Source organism: Xanthomonas indica (genome assembly GCF_040529045.1).
Classification (GTDB): domain Bacteria; phylum Pseudomonadota; class Gammaproteobacteria; order Xanthomonadales; family Xanthomonadaceae; genus Xanthomonas_A; species Xanthomonas_A indica.
Window position 1 is genome coordinate 4,644,180 of the sequence record NZ_CP131914.1, and the last position, 21,077, is coordinate 4,665,256.

16 protein-coding genes are annotated in these 21,077 nt (G+C 71.5%); 6 read left to right on the forward strand and 10 right to left on the reverse strand.

Features of this window, described 5'->3' with window-relative positions:
* Positions 1 to 58: 58 nt before the first annotated feature.
* Genes malQ through glgX form a run of 4 tightly spaced genes read left to right on the forward strand, consistent with a single transcriptional unit; the run spans position 59 to position 7,040 of the window.
* Positions 59 to 2,026 carry a 4-alpha-glucanotransferase gene (gene malQ, locus Q7W82_RS19890; RefSeq protein WP_242160086.1) on the forward strand — a complete coding sequence of 656 codons (1,968 nt, stop codon included), beginning with the start codon at positions 59 to 61 and terminating at the stop codon, positions 2,024 to 2,026.
* Entirely contained in the window at positions 2,023 to 4,638 is a 2,616-nt protein-coding gene (gene treY / locus Q7W82_RS19895; protein ID WP_242160121.1) for a malto-oligosyltrehalose synthase, read from the forward strand. The genes malQ and treY overlap by 4 nt, the downstream gene beginning before the upstream one ends.
* Positions 4,639 to 4,652: 14 nt before the next feature.
* Positions 4,653 to 4,865: a DUF2934 domain-containing protein gene (locus Q7W82_RS19900; protein WP_160945488.1), complete on the forward strand. Its 213-nt coding sequence runs from the start codon at positions 4,653 to 4,655 to the stop codon at positions 4,863 to 4,865.
* A 9-nt stretch (positions 4,866 to 4,874) separates the two neighbouring features.
* A complete protein-coding gene (gene glgX / locus Q7W82_RS19905) occupies positions 4,875 to 7,040 on the forward strand; it encodes a glycogen debranching protein GlgX (RefSeq protein ID WP_242160085.1) in 2,166 nt (721 codons plus the stop codon).
* 214 nt (positions 7,041 to 7,254) lie between these two features.
* On the opposite strand, the gene Q7W82_RS19910 is transcribed toward glgX, so the two are convergent.
* Complete coding sequence (locus Q7W82_RS19910; RefSeq protein ID WP_242160084.1) at positions 7,255 to 9,174, reverse strand: PEP/pyruvate-binding domain-containing protein; 1,920 nt, start codon at positions 9,172 to 9,174, stop codon at positions 7,255 to 7,257.
* A 333-nt stretch (positions 9,175 to 9,507) separates the two neighbouring features.
* On the opposite strand from Q7W82_RS19910, the gene Q7W82_RS19915 reads away from it, so the two are divergent.
* Positions 9,508 to 10,491, forward strand: coding sequence for an NAD(P)-dependent oxidoreductase (locus Q7W82_RS19915; protein ID WP_242160083.1), 984 nt, complete (start codon positions 9,508 to 9,510; stop codon positions 10,489 to 10,491).
* Positions 10,492 to 10,494: 3 nt separating this feature from the next.
* Here Q7W82_RS19915 and Q7W82_RS19920 read toward each other — a convergent pair whose 3' ends face one another.
* The 7 genes from Q7W82_RS19920 to Q7W82_RS19950 all read right to left on the reverse strand — a co-directional run bounded on the left by Q7W82_RS19920 (position 10,495) and on the right by Q7W82_RS19950 (position 18,846).
* Positions 10,495 to 11,754 (reverse strand): MFS transporter, encoded by a 1,260-nt coding sequence (locus Q7W82_RS19920; protein ID WP_242160082.1) that lies wholly within the window; start codon positions 11,752 to 11,754, stop codon positions 10,495 to 10,497.
* Between the two features lie 150 nt (positions 11,755 to 11,904).
* Complete coding sequence (locus Q7W82_RS19925) at positions 11,905 to 12,588, reverse strand: hypothetical protein (RefSeq protein WP_242160081.1); 684 nt, start codon at positions 12,586 to 12,588, stop codon at positions 11,905 to 11,907.
* 98 nt (positions 12,589 to 12,686) lie between these two features.
* Positions 12,687 to 13,478 (reverse strand): hypothetical protein, encoded by a 792-nt coding sequence (locus tag Q7W82_RS19930; protein ID WP_242160080.1) that lies wholly within the window; start codon positions 13,476 to 13,478, stop codon positions 12,687 to 12,689.
* Between the two features lie 279 nt (positions 13,479 to 13,757).
* Entirely contained in the window at positions 13,758 to 15,098 is a 1,341-nt protein-coding gene (locus tag Q7W82_RS19935) for a sigma-54 dependent transcriptional regulator (RefSeq protein ID WP_242160079.1), read from the reverse strand.
* Positions 15,083 to 16,519, reverse strand: a complete 1,437-nt coding sequence (locus Q7W82_RS19940) for a HAMP domain-containing sensor histidine kinase (protein ID WP_242160078.1) — start codon at positions 16,517 to 16,519, stop codon at positions 15,083 to 15,085. Before Q7W82_RS19940 ends, Q7W82_RS19935 begins: the two co-directional genes overlap by 16 nt.
* 144 nt (positions 16,520 to 16,663) lie before the next feature.
* A complete protein-coding gene (poxB, locus tag Q7W82_RS19945; protein ID WP_242160120.1) occupies positions 16,664 to 18,373 on the reverse strand; it encodes a ubiquinone-dependent pyruvate dehydrogenase in 1,710 nt (569 codons plus the stop codon).
* A 128-nt stretch (positions 18,374 to 18,501) separates the two neighbouring features.
* A complete protein-coding gene (locus Q7W82_RS19950) occupies positions 18,502 to 18,846 on the reverse strand; it encodes a hypothetical protein (RefSeq protein ID WP_242160077.1) in 345 nt (114 codons plus the stop codon).
* Between the two features lie 197 nt (positions 18,847 to 19,043).
* On the opposite strand from Q7W82_RS19950, the gene Q7W82_RS19955 reads away from it, so the two are divergent.
* On the forward strand, positions 19,044 to 19,271 hold the full coding sequence (locus tag Q7W82_RS19955) for a hypothetical protein (protein WP_242081950.1): 228 nt from the start codon (positions 19,044 to 19,046) through the stop codon (positions 19,269 to 19,271).
* A 76-nt stretch (positions 19,272 to 19,347) separates the two neighbouring features.
* On the opposite strand, the gene Q7W82_RS19960 is transcribed toward Q7W82_RS19955, so the two are convergent.
* Positions 19,348 to 19,779, reverse strand: a complete 432-nt coding sequence (locus tag Q7W82_RS19960) for a low affinity iron permease family protein (RefSeq protein WP_019796955.1) — start codon at positions 19,777 to 19,779, stop codon at positions 19,348 to 19,350.
* A gap of 166 nt (positions 19,780 to 19,945) precedes the next feature.
* Entirely contained in the window at positions 19,946 to 21,070 is a 1,125-nt protein-coding gene (locus Q7W82_RS19965) for an acyl-CoA desaturase (protein WP_242160076.1), read from the reverse strand.
* Positions 21,071 to 21,077: the final 7 nt, after the last annotated feature.

The following is a 21,077-nucleotide window of genomic DNA, read 5'->3' on the forward strand; positions in this document are numbered from 1 at the left end:
CGAGCGGGAGCGCGGCGGACGCCACTTCCTCCGCTTTGCAGCCCGGTTCGCCCTGCCCATGACCGACACTTCCCTGCATACCCTGGCCGACGCCGCCGGCCTGCTGGTCGACTGGATCGACGCCAGCGACACCCCGCGCACCGTCGGCGACGACACCCTGCGTCACGTGCTCGGCGCGCTGGGCCTGGACGCGCGCGCCCCCGCCGCCTGCCGCGACAGCCTGCGCCGGCTGCAGGCCGACGCGGCGCTGCCGCCGCTGCTGACCGCCGACGCCGGCGCGCCGGTCGAGATCGGCGCCGCACCCGGTGCGGCGTATCGGCTCGACAGCGAAGACGGGCAGGCGTTGCACGGCCACTGCGACGCGCAGGGCCGCCTCGTCGCGCCCGAGGCCGCCGGCTACTGGACCTTGCAGCACGGCGACCGCAGCACCACCCTGGCCGTGGCACCGCCGCGCTGCTACGGCGTCGCCGACGCGGTGGGCGCGGCGCGGCCGCGGCGCTGGGGCCTGTCGCTGCAGGTGTATTCGGCGCCGGGCGCCTACGATGCCGGCATCGGCGACGCCGAGGGCACCGCTGCCTGGGCCACGCGCATCGCCGCGGCCGGCGGCGACGCCATCGCGCTGAGCCCGGTGCATGCGGCGCGGCCGATCGGCGCGCACTACAGCCCCTACTCGCCCAGCGACCGCCGCTTCCTCGATCCGCTGCAGGCGGCGCCGGCGCGCGTGCTCGGCGCCGACGCCGCGCAGCGCGCACTGGACGCGGCCGGGCTTGCGCAGGCCTTCGCCGAGGCGCAGGCGCGGCCGCTGATCGACTGGCCGGCCTCGGCCGCCCTGAAGTGGCAGTGGCTGCGGCAGCTGCACGCCGATTTCGGCCAGGCCGACGCGGCGCTGCGCGCCGACCTGGCCGCGTTCGAACGCGACGGCGGCAGCGCCCTGCATGCGCATGCCGCGTTCGCCGCGCAGGATTTCGGCGATGCCGATCCAGGTCTGCACCGGTTCGCGCAATGGCTGGCCGCGCGCAGTTGGGCCGACGTGCAACGCCAGGCGCGTGCCGACGGCATGGGCATCGGCCTGATCGCCGACTTGGCGGTGGGCTTCGACCCGCACGGCGCCGAGGCCGCGGCCTGGCCGCAGGCGGTGCTGCAGGGGCTGGAACTGGGCGCGCCGCCGGACGCGTTCAACGGCGACGGCCAGGCCTGGGGTATCTGCGGCTACGCACCGACCGCGCTGCGCGCGAGCGGCTTTGCGCCGTTCATCGAACTGCTGCGCGCGGTGATGCGCGATCGCGGCGGCGTGCGCATCGACCACATCCTCGGCCTGCTGCGGCTGTGGGTGATCCCGCGCGGCGCGTCCTCGTCCACCGGCGTGTACCTGCGCTATCCGCTGCACGACCTGCTGCGCCTGCTGGCGCTGGAGTCCTGGCGGCACCGCGCGATCGTGATCGGCGAAGACCTGGGCGTGGTGCCGGACGGCATCCGTGCCGAGCTGTCGCGCCGCGGGGTGATGGGCATCGACGTGCTGCTGTTCACCCGCGACCGCGATGGCGCGTTCCTGCCGCCGGCGCAGTGGCGCCCCGACGCCCTCGCCACCACCACCACCCACGACCTGCCGACCCTGCGCGGCTGGCGCCGCGGCGAGGACATCGACTGGCGGCGGCGCCTGCAGCTGAGCGACGCCACACAGCAACGTGCCGATCACCAGGCACGCACCGACGACGTCGCGCGCATGGACCAGGCGGTGGCCGCGGCGCTGCCGCCCGCCGAGGCCGCCGACCCGGAACTGGGCGCGCTGCGCTTCGTCGCCACCACGCCGTCGCCGCTGGCGCTGCTGCCGGCCGAGGACGCGCTAGGCCTGGACCAGCAACCCAACCTGCCCGGCACCGTCGACGGCCATCCGAACTGGCGCCGGCGCCTGCCCGCGGCGGATGCGGCCGCATCCGCCGCCACCCTCGCCACGCGCCTGGACGCCTTCGCCCAGACCCGCCAGACCACCGCCACCGCCGCGCAAGGAGCCGACGCATGCGCATGATTCCCCTGCGGGCCACCGCCCGCCTGCAACTGCATGCCGGTTTCACCCTGCTCGACGCCGCCGCGCAGGTGCCGTACTACGCCGGGCTGGGCATCAGCCACCTGTACCTGTCGCCGATCGGTACCGCGGTGCCCGGTTCCACCCACGGCTACGACGTCACCGACCCGCGCCAGGTCAATCCCGAGCTCGGCGGCGAGCCGGCGCTGCTGCATCTGTCCGAGCGCGCGCGCAGCCACGGCATGGGCCTGATCCTGGACATCGTGCCCAACCACATGGCCACCCACCCGAGCAATCCGTGGTGGTGGGACGTACTCACCCATGGCCGGCGCAGCCGCCATGCCGGCTGGTTCGACATCGATTGGCGTGCGCCCGGGCGCGAGGGCAAGCTGTGGCTGCCGGTGCTGGACCGCCCCTATGCGCAGGCGCTGAGCGAAGGCGCGCTGCAGTTGCAGGTGGCCGAGGATGGCAGCGTCGTCCTGCTGCACCACGACCAGCGCTTCCCGATCCGCCTGGACGGTGCCATCGCCCAGGAACCGGCCAGCGCGCGCCCGGCCTGGGCGGCCCGGCTCAACGACGCCGCGCGGCTGGGCGACGACGCCCTGCACCGGCTGATCGAACGCCAGTGCTATCGCCTGGCCTGGTGGCGGGTCGGCAACGACATGCTCAACTACCGCCGCTTCTTCGACATCACCTCGCTGGCGGCGCTGCGCGTGGAGCAGAACGACGTGTTCGCCGCGGTCCACGAGTTGCCGCTGCGGCTGGTCGCCGAGGGCCATCTCGATGGCGTGCGGGTCGACCACGTCGATGGCCTGGCCGATCCCACCGGCTACGTGCAGCGGCTGCGCACGCAACTGGACCGCGCCGGCCGCCGCCGCGGCATCGCCCCGGGCGGCATTGCGCTGTACCTGGAAAAGATCCTGGCCCCGCACGAGCACTTGCGCAGCGACTGGCCCTGCGACGGCACCACCGGCTACGACTTCATGGACCAGGTCGCCGCAGTGCTGCACGATCCGGCCGGCGCCGCGCCGCTGACCGCCCTGTGGCGGCGCTGGAGCGGCCGCAGCGGCGACTTCGGCCAGGAACAGCGCGCCGCGCGCGACGAGATCCTGCAGGGCTCGCTGCAGGCCGAGTTCGTGCGCACCGTGCAGGCGCTGGGCGCCGCCGCGCACCTGGATCCACTGACCCGCGAGTTCAGCCCGCAGATGCTGGCGCGCGGGCTGATGGCCTTGCTGCGGCAGTTCGAGGTGTACCGCACCTACGCCGGACCCGACGGCCTGGACGACGACGACGCGGCGCGCCTGGCCCAGGCCGCGCAGCGCGCGCGCGCCGGCGCCGAACCGCGGGTGTGCGCGGCGATCGACGCGATCGAACGCTGGAGCCGCGACGGCCGCGGTACCGGCAAGGCGCAGGTGGCGCTGCGGCGGATCGTGCGCCGGCGCCTGGAGCAGCTGTCGGCGCCGCTCAACGCCAAGTCGGTGGAGGACACCTCCTTCTACCGCCATGGCGTGCTGCTCTCGCGCAACGAGGTGGGCAGCGAGCCGGACGTGTTCGCGCTGACGCCGGAGGAATTCCACGCGGCCAACGCGGTGCGCGCGCAACGCTATCCGCGCGCGCTGCTGGCCACCGCCACCCACGACCACAAGCGCGGCGAAGACGTGCGCATGCGCCTGGCCGCACTCAGCGCGCAGGCGCCGTGGTGGGACGCGCAGGTGGCGCGCTTCCAGGCGCTGTCGGCCGACCTGCTGCCGGCCGGCAGCGCCGCGCCGCTGCCCGGCGACCTGCTGATGCTATGGCAGATGCTGGTGGCGGCGTGGCCACTGGAACTGGCGGTGGACGACGCCGACGGCCTGCACGACTACGCCGAACGCATCGGCGCCTGGCAGCTCAAGGCCGCGCGCGAAGCCAAGCTGCGCACCCACTGGACCTGGCCGGACGAGGACTACGAGCGCAATGCGCGCGCCCTGCTCGACGCCGCGCTGCTGCAGCCGGCAGGTGCCGCGCTGCGCGAGGCGCTGGCGCAGGCGGCCGCGGCGCTGGCCCCGGCCGGCGCGCTCAACAGCCTGGTCCAGACCACCCTGCGCCTGACCCTGCCCGGCGTGCCCGACCTGTACCAGGGCAGCGAAGGCTGGGACCTGTCGCTGGTGGATCCGGACAACCGCCGCCCGGTGGACTACGCGCTGCGCCAGGCCTGGCTGCGCGACGCCACCGCGCCGGACGCCCTGCTGCAGGATTGGCACAGCGGGCACGTCAAGGCCTGGCTGACCGCACAGTTGCTGCAGTTGCGGCGCGCGCATCCGGCGCTATTCGCGCACGGCAGCTACCGGCCATTGCAGGCGCAGGGCGCACAGGCGCGGCACGTGCTGGGCTTCGTGCGCGAACACGAGGGCGCCTCGCTGGTGGTGGCGGTGCCGCGGCTGAGCGCCGCCGCGCAGGCGTTGCGGCCTGACGCGCCGCTGCGGGCGCAGCTGGATTGGCGTGACACGGTTCTGACACTACCGCAGGCACAGTATCGTCCGGTGCTGGCCGGTGCTACCGTCGACGCCACGTCGGCCGTCCCGGTGTCGGCCCTGTTCGCCGAATTCCCGGTTGCCGTGCTGGTGGCCTCCCCCTGATCCCGCAAGAAGCCATGGACGCAGAAACACGCCAACGCCGCATCCGCCAACTCGCACACGAAATCTGGGAAGCCGAAGGGCGACCCGACGGCCATGCCGCCCGCCACTGGGCCATGGCCGAACGCCTAGCGGACGCGGAAGCGGCCGCCGAAGCCCACGTCGACGCCGACGCACTGCCGCCTCCGCAATCGCTCCGCAGCGCCGGCAACGGCTCCGCCTCCTCCTAAGGATTGTCCATGCCCGTGCGCAAGCTCACCCGCCGTTCGCGTATTCGCGAAGGCCTGCCCTACCCCCTGGGCGCCACCTGGGATGGCCTGGGGGTGAACTTCGCCCTGTACTCGGCGCACGCCACCAAGGTGGAACTGTGCCTGTTCGACGATCGCGGCCGCGAGATCGAGCGCATCGCGCTGCCCGAGTACACCGACGAGGTCTGGCACGGCTACCTGCCCGACGCGCGCCCGGGCCAGCTCTACGGCTACCGCGTGTACGGCCCGTACGCGCCCGACGCCGGGCACCGCTTCAACCCCAACAAGCTGCTGCTCGACCCCTACGCCAAGCAACTGGTCGGCGAACTGAAGTGGGCGCCGGCACTGTTCGGCTACACCATCGGCCACAAGGATGCCGACCTCAGCTTCGACCGCCGCGACAGCGCCGCCTACATGCCCAAGTGCGCGGTGATCGACCCGGCCTTCACCTGGGGCAAGGACCAGCGCCCGCAGACGCCGTGGGACAGCACGGTGATCTACGAGACCCACCTGCGCGGCACCACCATGCGCCATCCCTCGGTTCCCGAGGCCTGGCGCGGCACCTTCTCCGGGCTGAAGGTGGACGAGGTGGTCGAGCACATCAAGCGCCTGGGCATGACCGCGGTGGAACTGCTGCCGGTGCACGCCTTCGTCGACGACGAATACCTGCTCAAGCAGGGCCTGCGCAATTACTGGGGCTACAACACCATCGGCTTCTTCGCCCCGCACCCGCGCTACATGGCCACGCGCACGGTGTCCGAGTTCAAGCAGATGGTGGCGCGCCTGCACAGCGCCGGGCTGGAAGTGATCCTGGACGTGGTCTACAACCACACCGCCGAAGGCAACGAACTCGGACCGACGCTGTCGTTCAAGGGCATCGACAACGCCAGCTACTACCGCCTGGCCGAGGACCGCCGTTTCTACATCAACGACACCGGCACCGGTAACACCTTCGACCTGACCAACGCCGGCGCGCTGCGCATGGTCAACGACTCGCTGCGCTACTGGGTCTCGGAGATGCACGTGGACGGGTTCCGCTTCGACCTGGCCACCATCCTCGGCCGCGAACACCACGGCTTCGATCCCAAGGGCGGCTTCCTCGACGCCTGCCGCCAGGACCCGCTGCTGAGCCAGGTCAAGCTGATCGCCGAGCCGTGGGACGTGGGCCCGGGCGGCTACCAGGTCGGCGCATTTCCGCCGGGCTGGTCGGAGTGGAACGACAAGTTCCGCGACAACGTGCGCGCGTTCTGGCGCGGCGACGAAGGGCAGCTGGCCGAACTGGCCACGCGCCTGACCGGCTCGGCCGACCTGTTCCACCACCGCGGCCGCCGTCCCACCGCCTCGGTCAACTTCGTCACCGCCCACGACGGCTTCACCCTGCACGACCTGGTCAGCTACGCGCACAAGCACAACGAGGCCAACGGCGAGCACAACCGCGACGGCTCGGACAACAACATCTCCGCCAACTACGGCGTGGAAGGCGAGACCGACGACGAGCAGATCAACGCCCTGCGCCTGCGGCAGATGCGCAACATGCTGGCCACCCTGCTGCTGTCGCAGGGCACGCCGATGCTGCTGGCCGGCGACGAGTTCGGCCGCAGCAAGGGCGGCAACAACAACACCTACTGCCAGGACAACGAACTGACCTGGCTGAACTGGGAAGCCGGCCCGCGCGCGCACCAGCTCAGCGCCTTCGTCTCGCGCCTGACCCACCTGCGCGCGCACTACCCGCTGCTGCACCGCGCGCGCTTCTTCGACGGCGTCTACGACGAGGAACTGGGCATCAAGGACGTGACCTGGCTGGCCCCGGACGGCGAGGAAATGACCGAAGCCTCCTGGCACGACCCGCACGCCCGCGCGCTGATGATGCGCCTGGACGGCCGCGCCCCGTCCAGCGGCCTGCGCCAGGCCGCCTCCAACGTGACCTTGCTGATGATCGTCAACGGCGCGGTCGAGGACGTGCAATTCACCCTGCCGCTGGTCGAAGGCGAACACTGGCGCGTGCTGATCGACACCGCCGAGCGCGACCACGAGCACGGCCTGCCAGGCGGCGCGCAGTGGCACGGCATCGGCCGTTCGCTGACCCTGCTGGCGGCCGAGCGCGACAGCAAGGCCACGGCGTCGCATCACCGCAATGCGAATGCGCCGACGGCGTGATGTGACGGGAGCGCCCGGCGATCTGCCGGGTGCTGCGGGCCGCGGCTGAAGCCGCTCCTACGAAAATCGCTTGCGACGCCAGCAGTGCGCTGAGGCTGTGTAGGAGCGGCTTCAGCCGCGACCCGCCATCCACGCAGCGCCCTACCTCGTCGCGTTCAACAGCGCCGACACAGCCGCCACGGACCGCCGCACTGGGGCGCCAGCCTGCACAACGCTATCGCGCGTATCCGTCCACATACGGCCGAGACTGCAAGATCACTACCTCGTCACCGACCACCGCCCATTCGATGTCCTGGTCCGCGCCGCCCAGCGCCTGCTTGGTCATCGCGCCGACCTTGGCCAGTCGCGCGATGAGGGCATCGGTCAGCACCTGACGAGGACCGGTGATCGGGACCTCACGGACGCCGCCGGCGGCGTTGGCCACGAGCTGGGTATCCTCGGCCGAGCGGCTCAGCACCTGCACCGCCTTGGACCAGCTCGAATACATCACCTGCTCGGCCTGGCGCTTGCCCTCGACCACGCGGATACCGAGGCCGCGCTTGGCCGAAACATAGGTGACATGACGGCGCGCGGCATCGAAGGGGTCGCGGGTGATCATCACCCCGGAGCTGTCGGACGGCGCGGCCAGTTGCACCAGCACCGCCATGGCCACCGCGTCCTGCGGCAAGCCGGCGGCAGCGCGCGCTTCGTAGGCTTCGAAGTTGTACACCGACGCCCACACCGTCTGCACGGCCTTGGCCAATGCCTCGGCCTGGGTGACGTTGGGCACGGTGGTGTACAAACCCGCACCGCTGAAGCCGGGCAGGTCCTCGGAGTTGGACGAGCTGCGCACGAACACGCCGGCGCCGTGCAGTTGTTCGCGCCATTGCGCCTCCAGCGCACGCACGAAGGCAGGATCGGGCGCGGCCTCGGCGATCTCGGCACGCAGCGCCGCCAGCGCGTCGCGGCGCGCGTTCGCGTCGGTGGCGAAGCCGGGGCGGCGCTGCAGGTCGCGCAGGCGCTGATCGACCTGCAGACGCTGCAGCGTCGCCTGGTAGAACGCGAACGGGATGCAGAAGCCGTCCGGCACGCGCGCGGCCGGCGGCAGCACCGCCTTCAACGTTCCGAGATTGGCGGCCTTGGTGCCGCAGGCGCGGCTGTCGCGGGCGCGCAGCACGGCCAGCGGTTTCAGCGCGGCCACGCTCAGGTCCGGACGCGGCAGCGTGCGTGCCGCGGTGCGCGGGACCGCAGCGGATGCGGCCGCCGGTGGAGCCGCGAGCGGCGTCACCCGGTAATCGTTGTGGGTGACGTCCAGTTGCACCCAGCGGCCGTCGTACTGGCGCAACGCCGCCTGCGCGTCGCGCACGTACACGTTGGGAATGCCCCAGCCCTTGGCCAGCAGGTTGACGTGCGACAGCAGCGTGGATGGACGTTGCGTGACCAGGCCGGCGACCGGCGCCAGCGCGATCGGCACCTCGTCCAGCACCGGGATGTCGCGCGGCGAGAGCGTGCGGAACTGCGCCTCCGAGCGCACGATACGCAGCCGCCCCTCGGCATGACCGGTGTTCAGCGGCAGGAAGCGCTGCTCGCGCAGCAGCGCTTCCTGGGTCACGAAGGCCAAGCCGGCGGACTTGGCCACCTGTTCGTGCAGCGTGGAGTTGGTCTTGAACCGCAGCGTGTCGTAGAACGAGGCGCGCAAGGCGGCGTCGGTCTGCTGCAGCAAGGGCGCGGTGAGGCGGTCGCCCTCCCAGAATTCGTAGGTATAGCCCGGCAGATCCCGCTGCCAGCTCAGGGTGCCGAACAGGAAGCGCCGCTGCGGCTCGCGGTACTGCCCCTTCAGTGCGGCCTTGCCCATGCGTGGCGCCAGGCGCTGGCGCACGAACTGTTCGTGCAGCGCGAATCGCAGGGTGTTGAGGTAATAGACGCGCCCGCCCTGCTGGCGGTCGATCACGAACAGCAGATGCGGCAGTTCCAGCGCGGTGCCGGCGTCGTAGACCCGTGCGAGTTGCAGGAACTGGGCGCGGCTGTCGAGACGCGGCAGGGAATCCGGTCCCGTCGCCGGCTGCGCGGCGGCGTCGCGGCCCGGGCGCTGCTCGTAGGCCGAGGGCTTGCGCGCGGTCTGCGCCAGCGCGGGCGCCAGTTGCCAAAGCAACACGAAAAGGAAACACCACGCCGACACGCGTGGCCAGACAAGCGGACGGGCTCGATCCATGATGCCGGTTCGGGAGGACGACGAGCGCGGATCATACGCCAGCGCCTGCACGTTGGCTGCGCGGCGAAGCGCCATCGGGCGCGGTTCGGCGTGCCGTAACGGCATGGCCGCCAGCAACGGCAGCAGGGCAAGAACGCGACGGCGCTCCTTGCCGACACGTTCCAAGAGAGCGTCCTTTCGGTATCGTGGGCCGACAGGACGTTGTGCCGTCGCGTGTGGCCCATGCAGCACCCTCTGCGCCGCGACCTGATGCACCTCACCCAGCCAGGAGCCCACATGCCGCTGTATCCCCTGTTCGCCGATCTGGCTGGACGCCGCGTGCTGGTCGTCGGTGGCGGCGAGGTGGCGATGCGCAAGATCGAGGCGTTGCTGCACGCCGGCGCGGACGTGCTGGTCTACGCGCACGCGCTCAATGCCACGGTAGCGCAATGGCTGGCGCAGGGCCGGTTGCAGCGGGCCGACGGCACCTTCGATCCGCAGTGGCTGGACGACGCCTGGCTGGTGGTGGCGGCCACCGACGACGACGCCTTCAATCGGCAACTGGCCGAACAGGCCGGGGCGCGGCGCAAGTGGGTCAACGTGGTCGACGACGCTGCGCTGTCGACGTTCCAGGTGCCGGCGATCATCGACCGCGACCCGCTGCTGATCGCGATCTCCTCCAGCGGCGCGGCACCGATGCTGGCGCGGCGCCTGCGCGAGCGCTGGGAAACCGAACTGGACCATTCCTATGCCGACTTGGCGCAACTGTTCGCACGCCACCGCCCCGACATCCGCGCGCGCCTGCCGCAGTTGGCGCAGCGCCGGCGCTGGTTCGAGCAGGTGCTGGAGGGGCCGGTGCAGACGCTGCTGCAGAGCGGCCAGCACGCCGCCGCCGAGCAGGCCTTCGCCGACAGCCTGCAGCGCAGCGATGAGGTACCGCGGCAGGGCAGCGTGTGGCTGGTCGGCACCGGCAATGGCGATCCTGGCGCGCTGACTCTGAAGGCGCTGCGCGCGCTCAACCAGGCCGACCTACTGCTGTGCGGTGCGCAGGTGAGCGCGTCAGTGCTGAGCCTGGCGCGCCGCGATGCCAGCCGCCAGCCGCTGCCGGACGATCCGGCCGCGCACCTGGCGTTGCTGATCGAACAGACGCAGGCCGGGCAGCGCGTGGTCAGCCTGTTGCCGGGCGATGCGTTCCGGCAACCGCCGCACGCGGCGCTGGCGGCGCAAGTGGCCGCCGCCGGGATCGCCTGCGGGGTGGTGCCCGGCGTCGCGCCGGGCTGATGCCTAGGCCGGCAGCGGCGGCACCGGTGCGTCGGCCGCACGTTCGCGGTTCGCCACCACCAGGTGCTTGCGCATGCCCACCCACAGCGCCAGCGACAGCAGCGAGACCCCGCCCAGCAGCAGGAACGCCGCGCGATAGCCGAACGCCTGCGCGATCCAGCCGCCCAGCGCCGGGCTCAGCGCCGCGCCGACGCCCTGCATCGTCATCACCGCGCCCTGCCCCACGTTGACCCGGCCCGTGCCCTGCAGCAGGTGCGCCACCAGCGCCGGCACCGCCACGCTCTGCAGGCCGGCGCCGACGCCATCGAGGATCTGCACCGGGAACACGCCCCAGGTATGGATGAAGCTGGCGGCGATCAGCCCGCGCAGCGGCAGCGCCAGGAAGGTCAGCAGCAGGACCCACCAGTGCCCGCGCACGCGGATCAGGCGCATCGCCAGCAGCGAGACCAGCACCATGGTGGCCTGGGCGACGATGATGGTGGTGGCGGTCAGCGCGCTCGGATCGCCCTGGTGCGCGGCCACCACCGCCATGCCGTACAGCGGCAGCATCGCCGCATTGCCGAGATGAAACAGCGCCAGCGCCGCGGCCAGCACCAGCAAGGGTTTGCAGGTCAGCAGCACCGACCAGCCGCTGACGTGGGCGCCGTCGGCATCCTCCTTCTCGGCCATGCCGCGCGCGGCACGGTGATCGATCGCATCGCGCGGAATCAGCAACACCGAGATAATCGCCAGCACGCCGAAGCAGCCGGTCAGCACGAACACCGCACCGAAGCCGAACTTCCAGCCGAGCACGCCGGCCAGCGCCGCGGCCACCACGTTGCCGGCATGGCTGCCGACCTGGTTGCGCGCGATCTGGTGATCGAAGCCGGCCTGCCGCACCAGGCCCAGGGTGATGCCGGACAACGCCGGCCCCAGTGCGGCGGCGGCAAGCGCGGTCATCACCTGCGCGGCGATGACGCCCGGCAGCGTCGGCGACCACCACAGCAGCGCCGAGGCCAGCAGGATCATGCTGCAGCCGACCACGACGATGCTGCGCTTGCGCTTGGTCGCATCGACCAGCGCGCCGCCTGGGGTGGTGGCGAGCATGCCGACGATGCCGCCGGCAGTCATCACCGAGCCGATCGCGCCCAGCGACCAGCCCTTGGATTGCAGGAACACGCTCAGGAACGGGCCGAGCCCGTCCTGCACGTCGGCCATGGTGAAGTTGAGCGCCTCCAGTGCGCGCGTGCCACGCGGGCGCTGGCGCGTACCGGCGCCGCTCATGCGCGCACCGCCAGCGACGCCGACAGCGGCATGGACAGGAAAGCGTGGTGCTGCGCAAGTGCGACAGGCGGCATGACGGTGTCCTGGAGGAGCGGAGGGAAACACGGGCGCGGCGGTGGCCAGGGGCGCACCGCCGCGACGACGCGGGACTCAGTGGGACTTCGGCTTGGGCTTCGGTTTCGCCTTGGGCCCATGCTTCGGCGCAGCATCATCCGCATGCGCGTGCAACGGCTTGTGATGAGGCTTGGGCGGCTTCGGCTTTGACGGCAACGGCTGCAACGTCGCGTCGCTCGCCCCCAGCGCCTGCGCATGCAGCACCTGGCCATGCGCGGACTCCAGCCGCTCGCCCTGCGCCGCCAGCGGCTTGCCGGCGGCCAACCAATGCGCCTGTTCCGGCACCGCGTGCGGCGGGAAGCGCACGATCAGCCCATCCTCCAGCAGCGCGCCATGCACCTGCCCGTGCGGGCCGTGCAGCAGCCGCGCGATGGTGCCGGCGTGATGCACCGCATCCTGCGCGGGCTTGGGCTTGGCCGGCGGCTTCGGCTTGGGCGTGTGCGGCCCGGCATGCGGGCCTTCGTCGACGATGCGGTCGGCCCCGTCCGGGTCGATCGCCAGCGCTACCAGCACGTCGGCGCCGCGCGGCTTGAGCCCGCGCACGCCGAGGTCGGCGCCGGGACGCAGCGCCTTCAGCAGTTGCGCCGACAGGTGCGGCGGGGTGTGCACTTCGGTGCCATCGTCGAACAGCAGGCCGTCGACGTCGGCCTTGGGGTTGAGCAGGAACCGCGCGAGCGTGCCGCGGGTTTCCGGCAGGGAATCGGGATCGACCCAATGCATTGCATTCTCCAGACGAACAAGGGGGGATGCCGGCGGGGGCCGGCAGCGCCCGCCGCGAACGGCGGACGCATGGGGTCAAGCGTGCGCGACGGACCGGATCAGCCAGCCGCCGGCGGCGGCGGGGGCGGATTCGCCGGCGCACCCGGGGCGCCGGCCGGCGGCGGCGGAGCGGCCGGCGGCGCAGGCGGCGCCGGCGGTGCGAACACTTCGTGCTGCGAGCTGCGATCGCGGCCCAGATGGGTCGCTTCCAGCGAACGCCCGATCATGGTCACCACGCCGAAGCCGCTGACGCTCAACGGCGCGCCGACGCGCAACAGATCGGGGTACTGCTGCGCCACGTGCGGCGGCATCCGCACGATGGTGCCGTCGCTGAGCAGCACGCCGCCGGTCTCGCCACGCGGGCCGTAGATCAGGCGGTCGATGCGGCCATCCGCCTGCAGCGGCGTCAGTGCCGGCGGAGCCGGAGGCGCCGGCGGCGGCGTCGCCGGATTCGGCGGACGGTCGACCACCTGCTTGCCGCTGCGGCGATCGGTGACGGTGTAGGCCTGCAGCACCGCCAGGTCGCCGAGACGGTAGCCCTGCACGTTCACCGCGTCGCCGCGGCGCACGGCGGCCTGCAGGTCGGCCGACAGATGCGGCGGGAATCCGACCTGGGTGCCGTTGGTCAGCCAGAAGCCATCGACATCGCCATTGGGGTTGAGCATGAACCGCTCCACCGTGCCATCGATGCCGACGGGGGTGGCGGCCACCGGGGGCACCCCGGGCGCGCCAGGAGCACCGGGAGCACCCGGAGGCGGAGCCGGCGGCGGCGGCGGCGGAACCTGGGCGACGGCAGTGGCAGCGGCGGTGGCCAACACCAGGGACAGAGCGAGTGCGCTACGACGGATCATGGACGTTCTCCTGAGCGGCAAGGGGGAGCCGCTCGCAGGAGAGGTAATGCAGAGGTCGTGCCAACTTTTAATCCTTTGATATTTAAGCAAATATTGCGCCGCCCTGACCTCGTCGGCGTCTCCATTCCATCCACACCTGTCCGCTTTGCGGACAGGTGTGGATGGAATGGGATTGGGAGTCGGGATTGGGGATTCGCAACAGCGACGGACATCCGGCGGCGCGCGCTTTGACGAATCCCCAATCCCCAATCCCCAATCCCGCGGCGCGCCGGCGCGCCGCTACAGCCCGTACTCGTCGAGCTTGCGGTACAGGAGCTGGCGATGGATCCCCAACCGGCGCGCGGCCTCGGCGCGGTTGCCGTGGGCCTGGGTCAGCGCGGCCTGGATCATCTGCCGTTCCAGTTGCGCGATCGCCTGCGGCAGGGTCAGCGCATCGGTCTCCAGCGCTGCCGGCGACTCGGACGACGGCGACGCCAGCAGTTCGTCCAGGTCGTGCGCCTCGATCACCGGCGCGCGCACCAGCACCTGGCAACGTTGCATGGCATTGCGCAGCTCGCGCACGTTGCCCGGCCACGGGTAGCTGCGCAGGCGCGCCTGCGCCGCGGGCGCCAGCGTCTGCGGCGCGCTGGCGCCGGCTGCGAGGAAGTGCTGCGCGAGCAGCAGGATGTCGTCGCCGCGCTCGCGCAGCGGCGGCAGTTCGATCGGCACCACGTTGAGCCGGTAGCGCAGGTCGCTGCGGAAGCGCCCGGCGTCCACCGCCTGCAGCAGGTCGCGGTGGGTGGCGGCGATCACCCGCACGTCCACCTTCTGCGCGCCGCGCCCGCCCAGCGGCGACACCTCCCCTTCCTGCAGGAAGCGCAGCAGCTTGGCCTGCATCGGCAAGGGCATGTCGCCGATCTCGTCGAGAAACAGGGTGCCGCCGTCGGCGTCGCGGATCAGGCCATTGCGGTCGCTCGCCGCGCCGGAGAACGCGCCCTTGCGGTAGCCGAACAGTTCGCTCTCCATCAGCTCGGCGGGGATGGCCGCGCAGTTGATCGCCACGAACGGCTGCGTGGCGCGGGCGCTGGCACGGTGCAGCGCGCGTGCCGCCAGTTCCTTGCCGGTGCCGGTCTCGCCGGTGATCAGCACCGGCAGGTCGGAAGCGGCCGCCAGGCCGATGCGCTTGTGCACGGTGCGCATCGCCGCGCTATGGCCGAGCAGCGCGTCCTCCTCCTCGGCCGGCCGCGCCGGCGCGGCGTCCGGCGCGGCATCGCCGCGGCTGCGCAGTGCGCGCTCGACCACCTCGGCGATATCGGCGCGGCCCACCGGCTTGACCAGGTGATCGAAGGCGCCGAGCTTCATCGCCTCGATGGTGTTGCCGCTGGAGGCGTGCGCGGTGAGCATCACCAGCGGCACGCGCATGGCCTGGGCGTCGTCCTGGCGCGCGCGCATCAGCGCGATGCCGTCCATGCCGGGCATGCGGAAATCGACGAAGGCCATGTCGATGCCGTCCTCGCCCAGGCGCGCCAGGCCCTCGCGCGGGTCGGCCACGGCGATGGTGTCGTGGCCGAAGGAGCGCAGGGTCGCCTGCAGCGTGCTCAGGAATGCGGTGTCGTCGTCGATGATCAGGATGCGCGCCATGGCAGTTCCAGGCTGAACTCGGTGATGCCGTCGCGGTGCGCGTACTGCGCCTCGCCGCCGTGCGCGCGGGCGATCTCGCGCACCAGCGCCAGGCCCAGGCCGTTGCCGTCGCTGCGGCCGCTGGCGAAGGGTTCGAACAGGTGCGCGGCCACCGGCGCCGGCACCGGCGCGCCGTGGTTGCGCACGCGCAGGCGCAGGCAGTCGTCCTCGGCCTGCACCGCCAGGGTCACCTCGGTCCCGGGCGTGGCGTGCTGCAGGGCATTGCGCAGCAGGTTGTGCAGCGCACGCGCGGTCTGCTGCGGATCGAGCATCCACTGCGCCGGCGCGGCCTCCAGGCGCAGCACGACCGGCGGCGCCTGCCCCTCCCACTCGGCCGGGGCAAGCAGCGCCTGCAACCATGGCTGCAGGTCCACGGTCTGCCGCTGCAGGCGGATCGGCTGGACCATGCCGAGCAGGCTTTCGACCACGCCGTCCAGGCGCTGGATCTGCGCCAGCATCAGCTGCGCCTGGGCGTCGTCGAAGCCATCCGCGCGCGCGGCGATCTGGTTCTCCAGGGCCAGGCGCAGGGTCGCGATGGGGTTGCGGATCTCGTGCGCCACGGTCGCGGTCATGCGCCCGAGCGCGACCAGGCGCTCGTTCCGCGACAGTTCCTCGCCGAGCCGGCGGGTCTCGGCCAGCGCCTGCGCGCTGCGTTGCGCGTAGTCGGTGACGGCGGCGCCGAGCCGGTCCAGCTCCGGCGCGCCGGTACGCGGGATCTCCGGCACCTCGGCCGGCGTCGCCAGCGCCTGCTGGATGCCCTGCAGGCGCTGGCTCCAGCGCCGTACCACCCAACCCAGCGCCCACGCCGAGACCACCACCAGGGCCAGGATCAACGCCAGGCCCAAGGCCAGCGGCAGGCTGGCCGCCGCATCGCTGGAGGCGACGCGGGTCATGGTCCAGGCCGCAGCGTTGCGATCCAGCGGACACGCCGCGATCAGCAGGCTCTCGCGCTGCCCGTCGCGGCGGTAGTCCACCGTGTGCTGCGCGTCCACGCCGCGCTGCGCGGTGGCGACGATGACGTTGCGCTCGGCCGAGGGCACGTCGGTCTTGTGATCGGTGCCGTCGTAGGTGGGATAGGCATAGGCGAGGAAGCCGCGCTGGCGGTCCCAGAACCCGCCCTCCACGCCGGTGGCATCGGTGAGCACCAGTTGCGTGACCACCGCAGCCAGGCCGGCGCCGTCGCTGCCGTGGGCGGCGACGCTGGCACCGTTGTAGCGCTGCACCATGCGCGTGCACACCTCGCGCAGCCCGGTCTGCGCGCGCTCGGCACGCACGCCCTCGCTGTGCCGGTACAGCCCCACCAACACCACCGCCATGCCCACGCAGGCGGCGACGATGACGATCCAGATCAGCAGCAGTTGCCGCAGCAGCGAACGGGGCATGGCCTACCTTGGGCGCACGGGAGGAGTGGAACGAACCGCGGGGATCGTAACCGGGACACCGCGGGGCCGCGACTCACCGCGGCCACCACACCGTCGCGCGCGTTCGCATCCGTGTGGCGCGGCGCTCCGACTGCAGGGTCACGCTCAGCGCAGATTGGTCTTGACCAGCTCCAGCACCTCGTCGCCGCGCCCGCTCATGACCGCGCGCAGCAGGTACAGGCCCATGCCCTTGGCCTGTTCCAGCTTGATCGCCGGCGGGATCGCCAGTTCCTGGCTGGCCACGCGCACGTCCACCAGCGCCGGCCCGGGATGCGCGAACGCCTCGCGCAGGGCGGGCTCCAGTTGCGCCGATTCGTCCACGCGCAGGCCCAGGATGCCCATGGCGTTGCTCATCGCGGCGAAGTCCGGATTGCTCAGGTCGGTGCCGGTATCCAGATAGCCGGCCGACTTCATTTCCATCGCCACGAAGCCGAGCGAGCCGTTGTTGTAGACCACCACCTTCACCGGCAGGCCGAGCTGGGCCAGAGTGATGAAGTCGCCCATCAGCATGGTGAAGCCGCCATCGCCGGATAGCGAGATCACCTGCCGGCGCGGGAACTGCGCCTGTGCGCCCAACGCCTGCGGCATCGCATTGGCCATCGAGCCGTGGTTGAACGACCCGAGCAGGCGGCGCTGGCCGTTCATGGTCAGGTAGCGCGCCGCCCACACCGTCGGCGTGCCGACGTCGCAGGTGAAGATGGCATCGGCATCGGCCAGTGCATCGACCATGCGGGTGACGAACTGCGGATGCAGCGGCTCGCCGGGCGCCGAGGCCACCGCCAGATCGTCCAGCCCCTCGCGGGCCTTGCGGTAGTGGGCGAGCGACTTCTCCAGGAACCCGCGGTCCTCGCGCCGCTGCAACCGCGGCAGCAGCGTGGCGATGGTCTCGCGCACGTCGGCGGCGATGCCCAGCTGCAACGGCGTGCGCCGGCCCAGCGCGGCGGGGTCGTTGTCGACCTGCACGATGGTGGCGTCCTTGGGATAGAACTGCCGATACGGGAAATCGGTGCCGAGCATCAGCAGGGTGTCGCAGTTGAGCATGGCCTGATAGCCGGAGCTGAAGCCGATCAGGCCGGTCATGCCGACGTCGAAGGGGTTGTCCCACTCCACGTGCTCCTTGCCGCGCAGTGCATGCACGATCGGCGCACCGAGCGCGTCGGCCAGCGCCACCACCTCGTCGTGCGCGCCGGCGCAGCCGCTGCCGCACAGCAAGGTGGTGGCCTTGCTCGCCTGCAGCAGATCGGCCAGCTTGGCCACGTCGGCGTCGGCCGGCAGGATGCGCGGCGTGGCCAGCGCCGGCCACGTCGTCGGCGCGCCCTTGGGCATTTCCTGCAGGGCCACGTCGCCGGGAATCACCACCACCGCCACGCCGCGGCGCAGGATCGCCGTGCGCATCGCGCGCTGCAGCACCTCCGGCATCTGCGCCGGATTGGTCACCAGTTCGACGTAGTGGCTGCACTCGCGGAACAGCTCCTGCGGGTGGGTTTCCTGGAAATAGCTCAGGCCGATCTCCGAGGACGGGATGTGCGCAGCGATCGCCAGCACCGGCTGGTGACTGCGGTGGCAGTCGAACAGGCCATTGATCAGGTGCAGGTTGCCGGGGCCGCAACTGCCGGCGCAGACCGCGAGCTTGCCGCTGACCGCGGCTTCCGCGCCGGCGGCGAAGGCAGCCACTTCCTCGTGGCGTACGTGCATCCACTCGATGCTGTCCATCTGCCGCAGCGCATCGGTCAGGCCGTTGAGGCTGTCGCCGGTGACGCCCCAGATCCGCTCCACGCCCGCGCTGTGCAGGGTTTCGGCGAGCAGGCGGGCCATGGTCTGCTTGGACATACGCGCTTATCTCCGGGTGGGGAGGCGCATGGTCGCACCGTGCGCGTTACCGACACGTGGCGCCGACGGCAAGCGCATGCGCTTGCCGAACGCGTGTTCAGCGCGCGGTGCGGCTAATCTTCGCCGCGTGCAGCGGCAGGATCGCGCGCCGCGTCGCCCGCCTCATCCTCGTGATAGGTACCGGGCGTGGCGGCCTTGCCGTGGGCGCCGCCCGCATGCTCGCCGGTGGCGCCATAGGTGCCGGCCTGGCCGAGGTTGGGCTGGCTGCGCCCGCTGCGGTCCTCTCCGTGGTCCTGCGGTGTCCGTGCCTGCGGCGGCGGCATCGGCTGCGACGGCACGTCGCGGTCGCGACCGCGCGGCACGCCGCTGTCGGAGGCAACATCATCGCCTTGCGTGCCGCGGTAGGCGGCCTGGCGGACATCGTGCGTGCCGGTGGGAGATGGGGTGCGCTGGGCCATGACGGTCTCCTGCAGAAGCGGGTGAGCGCGTCACGCTAGGCCGGCCGCCGTTAGCCAGGGCACAAGGCGCGATGAAGGCCGCGCGAGCAGCAGCTCTATTGCCGACCGGTGGCACCACGCCGCACGCACGCAGCGTGCACACGTGCGCCACCTGCGCTGGCCGACGCTGGCGCTTCCTTCCGCACTGGAGCCCTGCGATGTCCGGTCTACTCTGGAAACTTGCGCTGGCCGGCACGGCCTATGCCGCCTTCCGCGCCTATCGCCGTCAGACCCAATCTCCCCTCTCCGACACGGCCGCGTCCATGCCCTCTGCCGAACCCGACGAGGGCCGCGCCACGCCGCCGCACGGCGACACCCTGCAGGCCGCCGAGCGCGCGTCGACCACCGCCGCGACCGACGACCCGGACGGCGCCGTCCCGGCCTGATCCTGCGACGCGCAGCGGCGTGTCGCGCGTACTGCCGACACGCCGCTCCTGCCAGTGGCAGCCGCGCGGGCGCCAGTCAGTCCTTGGGGCGATCGTGGGTCTCGCGGCCGTCGCCGTGGCGGGCGTTGCGCGCACGTAGAGCCTCGCCTGCCTTGCGCGCCAATGCCTCGTATTGGCGGCGGATCTCTTCCAGCCGCTTCTCGTCCAGTTCTTCCAGATCCAGCAGTTCGTTGTTGGCCTTGGCGCTGACCCGGATGAGTTCGTCGAGCTTGATCTGCATCGCCGCGGTGTCGGCGTTCTGGGTGTGCTGGATCAGGAACACCATCAGGAAGGTGATGATGGTGGTGCCGGTGTTGATGACCAGTTGCCAGGTGTCGTTGAAGCCGAACACCGGCCCGCTGATGCCCCAGATCAGCACGATCGCCACGGCGATGCAGAACGTCCATGGCGTGCCGGCCGCATAGGACGCCTTCTTGGCGACGACATTGAACAGCTTGGCAGGTTTCATCGCAGGCCCTCGCACAACGGGAGATGCCTGTAACGCCGTCGCCGGCATGTGCAGGCGACCAGGATGATCTGCAGCGCGCCGTGAGCGAGACGTGCACATCGCGCCAGCGCCAAGCCAACGCAAAAGGCGGGGTTTCCCCCGCCTTTTGCGATTCCTGCCTTGGCGCTCAGCCGGCCTGTTGCGTCGCCGCCCGCAGCGCGCGCGCCGGGCGCGGCCGGCTCGGGAAGGCATGGCGCAGGATCCGCCACACCACCTGGCCGAACTGCCGCGGCAGCGAACCGGTGTTGTAGTGCTGGCCGTAGCGCGCGCAGATCTCGCGCACCTGCACCGCCAGCGCCGCGTAGCGGTTGGCCGGCACGTCCGGGAAGAAGTGGTGTTCGATCTGGTGGCTGAGGTTGCCCGACAGCACGTTCAGCAGCTTGCCGCCGGCCAGGTTGGACGAACCGCGCAGCTGCCGCAGGTACCAGTGCCCGCGCGACTCGTTCTTGATCGACTCCTTGGGGAAGGTCTCGGCGTCGGCGGTGAAGTGGCCGCAGAAGATGATCACGAAGGTCCAGATGCTGCGCAGCACGTTGGCGGCCAGGTTGCCCAGCAGCACCGGCAGGAAGAACGGGCCGGCCAGGGCCGGGAACAGGATGTAGTCCTTGAAGATCTGCCGGCCCATCTTGCGCCCGACCGGCAGGAACGTGCGCTTCAATTCGCCGCGCTTCATCTTGCCGGCCAGCCAGCGGCCCAGGCGCAGGTCCTGGATCGCCACGCCCCATTCGAACAGCAGCGCGAACACCACCGCGATGAACGGCTGCGCCAGGTAGAACGGGCGCCAGCGCTGCTCGGGGAAGATGCGCAGCAGGCCATAGCCGATGTCGTCGTCCATGCCGCGCACGTTGGTGTAGGTGTGGTGCTTGAAGTTGTGCGTCTTGCGCCAGTTGTCGCCGGTGGCGACGATGTCCCATTCGTAGGTGTTGCCGTTCAGATGCGCATCGCCCATCCAGTCGTACTGGCCGTGCATCACGTTGTGGCCCAACTCCATGTTTTCCAGGATCTTGGACAGGGTCAGCAGCAGCACGCCGGCAATCCACGCCGGCACCAGCACGCTGTGCACGAAGGCGCCCAGGAACAGCAGCGCGCGGCCGGCCACGCCGGTGTAGCGCACCGCGGCGACGATGCGGCGGATGTAGCGCGCGTCGCGCGCGCCCAGGTCGGCCAGGGTGCGCGTGCGCAGCGCGTCCAGTTCGTCGCCGAAGGCCTGCAGTTCGGCCGGGGTGAGTGCGCGGTTGCGGGGAGCGGCCATGGGGGAG